The sequence below is a fragment of the Halorubrum sp. CBA1125 genome, from assembly GCF_009742825.1.
In the GTDB taxonomy this organism is placed as follows: Archaea; Halobacteriota; Halobacteria; order Halobacteriales; family Haloferacaceae; genus Halorubrum.
Genome location: NZ_WPCE01000179.1, coordinates 1 through 5858, shown reverse-complemented (window position 1 = coordinate 5858; position 5858 = coordinate 1). Strand labels below are relative to the sequence as shown.

Sequence of the window (5858 nt, the reverse complement as noted above, 5' to 3'; positions counted from 1 at the left end):
TCGCGGCTTCGCCGCTCGCGCTCGCCGCGTCCCTCGCGCGCTGTTCGCGGGTGCGAGCGCACCCGCTCACCGGCGCGCCACCGCATAGAGGGTCACTCCTCGCGACGCCTCACAGCCCTCGCTCGCCGCCCTCTTGGGTGAGGAGGACGACCATCGAGAGCCCGGAGATGACGAGCAGGATGAGCGTGGGGACGACGGCGTACTGGTAGAACGCGGTCGCCTGCGCGCGCCAGATCTGCGTGACGATCGTGTCGAACCCGGTGGGACGGAGCACGAGCGTGACGGGCAGCTCCTTCATCGTCGTGAGGAACACGAGGGCGGCCCCGGCGACGATCCCCGATCGAATGAGCGGGAACGTCACGCGTCGGAACGCCCCGCTCGGCGACTCGCCGAGGGTGCGGCCGGCCTCGACGAGCCGCTGGTCGACCTGGAGGATCGACGTCCGGGTCGACCCGACCACCTGCGGGAGGAAGCGAACCACGTACGCGAACACCAGAAGCGGCAGCGTCTGGTAGAGCCACGGCACGTACCCCGACCCGAAGTAGACCAGCGCGAGCGCCAACACGATCCCGGGGACCGCGAAGCCGACGTACGTCGCCCGCTCGAAGATCGTCGCGAGCGGCGAGTCGTGGGTCGCGGCGAAGTACGCGATCGGGATCGCGGCGAGCGCGGCGACGAGGGCGGCGGCCGCCGAGACCGACACGGAGTTGAGCACCTGCACCGGCTCGAACGCCCGCTCGGGGCGACGACCGGTCTCCGAGTTGAGCAGCCACAGCCCGAGGATCCAGAGGGGGACGAGCAGGGCCGTCCCCGACACGGCGGCCGGCAGGAGCGTCGCCGGCCAGCGCAGGGGGCCGAGCGACACCCGGTCGTCCGTCCGACCCGCGTCGTCGCCGCTCGTGTTCCGGTCCGAGCGGACGGCCCACTCCAGCGCGAGCACGAGGACCACGACGACGAGCAGCTGGAGGGACAGGAGCGCGGCGTAGTCGCTGCCGAAGGCTCTGTACTCCACGTAGATCTGGCGGGTGAACACCGGCAGCCGCATGATCGAAGGCGTCCCGAAGTCGGAGACGGCGTACAGCGCCGCCAAAAGCGAACCGGCGGCGATCGCAGGGCGGATCGTCGGGAGGGTCACCCGGCGGAACGCCGCGAGCCGACCGTGGTTGAGCGTCCGGGCGGCTTCGAGCATCGTCGTGTCGAACGACAGCAGGGCGGCCCGCGTCGTCAGGTAGACGTACGGGTACGTGTACAGCGTGATCACGAAGATCGTCCCGGAGAGGCCGTAGATGGTGGGAACCCGCTCGACGCCCAATGGCGCGAGCACGTCGTGGAACGCCCCCTGCGGGCCGAACGCGGAGACGAACGAGAAGGCGCCGACGTAGCTCGGCACGACGAGCGGGAGCGCGGCCGCGACCGACCAGAACCGACGGAACGGAAGGTCGGTCCGGGCGGTGAGGTACGCGAGCGGCACGCCGATCGCGATCGAGAAGCCGGTGACGCCAATCATCAACAGCAGGCTGTTGACGAGCACCTCGGCGGTGCCGGCGCTGAACACGAGATCGACCGCGCGCGCCCGCTCGACGGTCGCCGCCTCGATGACGAGCCACGCCAGCGGAAACACGAGCGTCGCGGCGATCGCCGCACACAGCAGCGTCAGCCCGAGCGGAAGTCGGTCGTCGCCGTCGGTCAGACGGTCGCGGAGCCGGTGTCGCAGGGTCATTGTGCGGGAGGCGGAGTCGCTCTGCCCGAGCGAGGGGGCGCCCGCCGTTAGGGGTTCCGATCGCCCGGCGAGCGCGCTCCGACGGATATATGAATTTAGGGCTACCTAAAATCTTCCATGGAACTGACGCGACGCGACGCGGCGGCCGCGCTGGCCGCGATCGGCGCGACGGGCGGCGTCGCGCTCGGCGTCCGTCGAGCGAGCGACGACGGGGGGAAGAGGCGAGGAGGGGGTCGGCGACGGCTCCACGTGGGACGGCGAGGGTCTCCCGGACGACGAGGCGGTCGGTGAAACGATGACCGCGGTCGCGCGGACGGTCTACCCCGAGGCGGCCTCGGGAATCGAGTCGTTCGTCGACGGCTTCCTCGACGGTCGCCTCGACGGATCGGCGCACGCGGAAGGGATCAGAGCGGCCGTCGCCGAGGTCGAGTCGGCGGCCCGGTCGTGGTACGACGCCCCCGTCGCCGAGCTCCCGGCGGCCGAGCGCGACGACCTCCTCCGCGAGCTCGGTGCCGACACGGCCGAGGAGAATCCCCACGGGACGACCGCGGAGCGCGTCCGCTACTACGTCGTCAACGACCTCCTCCTCGCGCTGTACGCCTCGCCGACCGGGGGCGAGCTGGTCGGCATCGAAAACCCGCAGGGGTACGCGGGCGGCGCCGAGAGCTACACGCGGGGGCCGCCGTGAGCGGCGCCGAGAGCGTTGGGGACGGGCGGTCCAGTGGCGCCGGCTCCGACGCGGGCGACGGAGCCGATTCCGGCGACGACGTCGACCGCACTCCCGTCCCGGACGCGGACGTCTGTATCGTGGGCGCGGGACCGGCGGGGGCGCTCGTCGCCGACCGGCTGGCGGACGACCACGAGGTCGTGGTGCTCGACGCGGGGCCGCGGTTCGACCCCCGAGACCGGCTCGCGAGACAGGAGCGGGCGATCCGCCCCTTCTACGACCGCCCGGACGTGTGGGGCGTCGGCGGCGCGCGCGACGCCCACGAGAACGCCGGCGACTGGTTTTACCCCCTCAATCACGCCCGCGTGAAGGGGGTCGGCGGGTCGACGCTCCACTGGCAGGGGATGGTGATGCGCCTCCACGAGGACGACTTCAACTCCGGGACGGTCCGGGGCGTCGGCCCCGACTGGCCGATCGACTACGCGGACCTGCGGCCCTACTACGCCGAGGCCGAGCGCGAACTGGGGGTCGCGGGCGCCTCGGACAACCCCTACGCGCCGCCCCGCGAGGAGCCGCACCCGATGCCCGCGTTCGAGCCCTCCTACAGCGACTCGCTTTTCGCCGAGGCCTGCGAGGCGCTCGGGATCGACATGCACTCGGTGCCGAACGCGCGCAACTCCGAGCCGTACGACGAACGGTCGCCCTGCGTCGGGTACGGGACGTGCCAGCCCGTCTGCCCGAGCGGCGCGAAGTACGACGCGACCGTCCACGTCGAGCGCGCCGAGGAGAAGGGCGCGACCGTGATCGACCGCGCGTCCGTCCAGTCGCTCGACCACGACGACGAGGACAGGGTGACCGCGGCGGCCTACGCGACGCCGGACGGGGCGGAACACAGACAGGGGGCCGAGGCGTTCGTCGTCGCCGCCGGCGGCGTGGAGACGCCGCGGCTCCTCCTGCTCTCCGCGTCCGACCGTTACCCCGAGGGACTCGCGAACGGGAGCGGTCACGTCGGGGAGTTCTTCATGGACCACCTGTTCGCCGGCGCGGGCGGCACGCTCGACGAGCCGACCAGACAGAACCACGTCGGCTTCTACACGAGCGCGTGCGACCAGTTCTACGACGAGGCCGACGAGACGCAGGCGCCGTTCAAGCTGGAGTTTTTCAACTACGCCGGCCCCTCGCCGATCGAGATGGCGCTCTCGGGCGACGACTGGGGCGACCCGCTCTTGGAGCGCCTGCGAGACGGGTACGGGAACCACGTCGCGATGGGCGGGCTCGTCGAGCAGCTCCCGGACGCGGAGAGCCGCGTGACCCTCGCCGACGACCGCACCGACGACCACGGCAACCCGGTCCCGCAGATCGAGTGGACCGTGGGCGACCGCGCGCTCGACACGATCGAGCGGGCGAACGAGATCCAAGTCGAGATCTTGGAGGAACTCGGCGCCGACGTGGAGTGGGTCGCCGGCCCGGACGCGACCGGTCCCGCCTACCACCACATGGGCACCACGCGGATGAGCGCCGACCCCGACGCGGGCGTCGTCGACGCCGACTGCCGGACCCACGACCTGGAGAACTGTTGGATCGCCTCCAGCTCCGTCTTCCCCACCAGCGGCGCGATGAACCCCACGCTCACCATCGCGGCGCTCGCGCTCCGCGTCGCCGACGACGTGGACGTGCGGCTCTCGGAGGCGTGACACCGTTCCACATCCGTTTTAGGCAAACCTAAAACTCAAGTGGGTGCGAGGCAACGGCCACACAATGAGCGACTCAGCGCACCCGACGAACGGGACCGCGAGCGCCGTCGAGGCGGAGACGGCCGGCGGAGCGACGACCGACGACACGGAGCAGACGACCGACGACGACGTGGACGATGGCGAGCGGACCGACGCCGCCGTGACCGCCACGGCGACTGACGACGACGCGAGGTACACCTTCGACGATGTGAGCGTCGTGATGGGCACGTACAACGAGGAGGAGGCGATCGGGACCGTCCTCGCCGACATCGACGAGGTCACCGACGGGAAGGCCGAGGTCGTCTGCGTCGACGGCTCGTCGGACCGCACGCCGGAGATCGCCCGAGAGCACGGCGCGCGCGTGATCGAACAGGAGCCGCAGGGGTACGGCGTCGCGGTCCGCGAGGCGATTCTCACGCCCGATCGGCCGGTGGTCGTCACCACCGACTGCGACGACACCTACCCGATGGAGGCGCTGCCGGAGTTCCTCGCGGAGATCAACGACGGCGCGGACGTGGTGAGCGGCGACCGGCTCTACCACGGCGCGAAGGCGATGCCGGCGTTCAACCGCCTCGGGAACCACGCGTTCGCGGCGATCGCGAGCCTCCTGATGAGCGAGCGCGTCCACGACACCACCACGGGGATGCGCGCGTACCGCCGCGAGGTCGTCGAGGAGATCGGCTGGACGGAGAACACCGGCCTCTCGGCCGAACTCCTGATCCGCCCGCTGATGCGCGGCTACGACGTCCGCGAGCGCCCGATCGCTTACGCCGAGCGGCTCGGCGAGACGAAGCTCGACCCGATCGGCGGCGGCGCCGCCATCGCGAAGTCGATCGTCACCGTCTGTCTCGAAGAGCAGCTCCGACGGTTCTAACGTACCGAGCCGCGACGCGGACGCCGGACGGCGGTCCGACTAACTACAGTGGGCATCCCGGACCGCCGCCGGCGACGTTTTTTCCATCCGAGAGCGACGGCGACGACTCAGTATAAATGAACACGCGGTGCGGTCGGCGCGATCCGGAGAGCGCCCGACGGGCGCGAACCGAGCGCGAGGGAGTCGGTCGGCCGGAGCGAAGCGGAGGGCGGCCGACGAGGCTGGGGAGGGCGTGAGGTGCGGTTGCTGTGCGGGGCGGGGCTTTGGAAGTGTTCCTGGCCGATCCGGTGACAACTGTTTATAAGCGAGCGGCTACGACTCTGACGGTCTTCGCCGCACCGTCGCCGGCGATTATTTATAAGCAGACTGTCGGCATCTCGCCGGCCAGTTACAACCGACCTCGACGACTCCCTCACACCACCCGTTCGCCGTCGTCGTCGTACACCGCGATGGCGTCGACGGGACAGACCCGCGCCGCGAACTTCGCGTCGAACTCCTCGCCGTCGGGGACGTCGAGGACGAACAGGTCCTCCTCTTCCTCGGTGCTCCCCGCTAAATCGGCCTTCCCGGCGTTCAGGTTCTTCTCGAAGGCGTCCCACTCGGCGACGCACTGGTACATGCCGACGCAGGTGTCGCGGTCGAACTCCACGTACATGGGTCTCGGTTGGGTGAGGCGGTACAAAGCCGTGACGACGCGGTACGAATCCGAAACGAAACAGGTTGCACTTCGTCCAGTGTTCGACCCGAACCGACGATCAAGCGTCTTTATAACTGACAGACTGAGCGCACGATGATTCGCTTCACCGCCCCACCCCGTACCGCACCGCGACCGCACCTCACGCCTCCCCAGCCTCGCGGCTCCCT

Annotated in this window: 6 protein-coding genes; 4 read left to right on the top strand and 2 right to left on the bottom strand. The window is 70.4% G+C overall.

The window, feature by feature from the left end:
* Window positions 1-109 precede the first annotated feature (109 nt).
* Entirely contained in the window at window positions 110-1720 is a 1611-nt protein-coding gene (locus GJ633_RS13235) for an iron ABC transporter permease (RefSeq protein WP_156589197.1), read from the bottom strand.
* Window positions 1721-1837: 117 nt separating this feature from the next.
* Between GJ633_RS13235 and GJ633_RS18555 the strand changes: the two genes are divergently transcribed.
* The 4 genes from GJ633_RS18555 to GJ633_RS13220 all read left to right on the top strand — a co-directional run bounded on the left by GJ633_RS18555 (window position 1838) and on the right by GJ633_RS13220 (window position 4994).
* Window positions 1838-2011: a hypothetical protein gene (locus tag GJ633_RS18555; RefSeq protein ID WP_394351162.1), complete on the top strand. Its 174-nt coding sequence runs from the start codon at window positions 1838-1840 to the stop codon at window positions 2009-2011.
* Window positions 2012-2015: 4 nt separating this feature from the next.
* A complete protein-coding gene (locus GJ633_RS13230) occupies window positions 2016-2408 on the top strand; it encodes a gluconate 2-dehydrogenase subunit 3 family protein (protein ID WP_394351161.1) in 393 nt (130 codons plus the stop codon).
* Window positions 2405-4081, top strand: a complete 1677-nt coding sequence (locus tag GJ633_RS13225; RefSeq protein WP_321169084.1) for a GMC family oxidoreductase — start codon at window positions 2405-2407, stop codon at window positions 4079-4081. The genes GJ633_RS13230 and GJ633_RS13225 overlap by 4 nt, the downstream gene beginning before the upstream one ends.
* A gap of 259 nt (window positions 4082-4340) precedes the next feature.
* Entirely contained in the window at window positions 4341-4994 is a 654-nt protein-coding gene (locus GJ633_RS13220; protein WP_231741363.1) for a dolichyl-phosphate hexose transferase, read from the top strand.
* 412 nt (window positions 4995-5406) lie between these two features.
* On the opposite strand, the gene GJ633_RS13215 is transcribed toward GJ633_RS13220, so the two are convergent.
* Entirely contained in the window at window positions 5407-5649 is a 243-nt protein-coding gene (locus GJ633_RS13215) for a ferredoxin (protein WP_156589195.1), read from the bottom strand.
* Between the last annotated feature and the right edge of the window lie 209 nt (window positions 5650-5858).